This is a genomic window from Methylobacterium sp. WL6 (genome assembly GCF_008040095.1).
Classification (GTDB): Bacteria; Pseudomonadota; Alphaproteobacteria; order Rhizobiales; family Beijerinckiaceae; genus Methylobacterium.
In genome coordinates this window covers 1-1,135 of sequence record NZ_VRVH01000588.1, presented here as the reverse complement: position 1 = coordinate 1,135, position 1,135 = coordinate 1, and the positions used below count along the sequence as shown (strand labels likewise).

Genomic DNA, 1,135 nt, shown 5'->3' with positions numbered 1-1,135 from the left:
TATCGCGCGAGAGCATGCCGAAGCAGTTCGCGCGGCTGGTGGACGCGTCGGAATCGACGTTCCAGGCCACCGCGCGGCGGGTGGGCGACGCGGCGGTCTTCGCCCGGCCGGCGGTGATCGCGGCGGCCGAGTCGCGCTTCATCGTCGCCGAGCAGCTGGCCCAGGCCGGGATGTCCGCCGACATCATCCTGGAGCCGGAGGGGCGCGACTCGGCCGCCGCCGTGGCGGTGGCGGCCTTGCACGCGGCCAAGGCCGACCCGGAGGCGGTGGTGCTGATCATGGCCGCCGACCACGTGATCGGCGACGTGCCGGCCTTCGCCGCCGCCGTGCGCACGGCGGCGGTCGGCGCGCGGGCCGGCTACACCATGACGCTCGGCATCGAGCCGACGCGCCCGGCGACCGATTACGGCTACATCCGCCGCGGGGGGGCGCTGCCGGAGGCCGAGGGCGCCTTCGCGGTGGCGCGCTTCGTCGAGAAGCCGGATGCGGAGGGCGCCGCCGCGCTGATCGCGGAGGGCGCCCTGTGGAACTCGGGCTACTTCCTGTTCCGGGCCGACCTGATGCTGGCCGAGCTCGAGGCGCACGCGCCCGCGGTGCTCTCCGCCGCCCGCGCGGCGCTGGAGCGGGCCGGCGTCGACCTCGACTTCGTCCGCCTGGACGCGGCGGCGTTCGGGCAGGCGCCCAAGATCTCGATCGACTACGCGGTGATGGAGCGCACGACGCGCGCCGGCGTGCTGCCGGTGTCGTTCCCGTGGTCGGACGTCGGCACCTGGGACGCGGTCTGGCAGGTGCTGCCGCAGGACGCCGCCGGCAACGCAGTGCGCGGCCGGGTCGAGCTCCTGGGCACGCGCAACAGCCTGGTGCACAGCGAGGGCGAGGGGCTGACCACGGTGGTCGGCCTCGACGACGTGGTGGTGGTGGCGACCCCCGACGCGGTGCTGGTCGCCTCGAAGGCGCAGTCGGGCCGGGTCAAGGAGCTGGTCGGGGTGCTGCGGGCCCGGGCCCATCCGGAGGCCGACGCGCACCGGCGGATGTACCGGCCCTGGGGCTGGTACCAGCGCGTCGACATCGGCGAGCGCTTCCAGGTCAAGCGCATCATGGTGACGCCGGGCGGGCGCCTGTCGCTGCAGAAGCA

Annotated in this window: 1 protein-coding gene; it reads left to right on the top strand. The window is 75.1% G+C overall.

The window, feature by feature from the left end; all coding sequences use genetic code 11:
* Positions 1 to 1,135, top strand: a 1,135-nt coding sequence (locus FV230_RS28590) for a mannose-1-phosphate guanylyltransferase/mannose-6-phosphate isomerase (RefSeq protein ID WP_246695050.1), incomplete at both ends; no start/stop codon positions are given.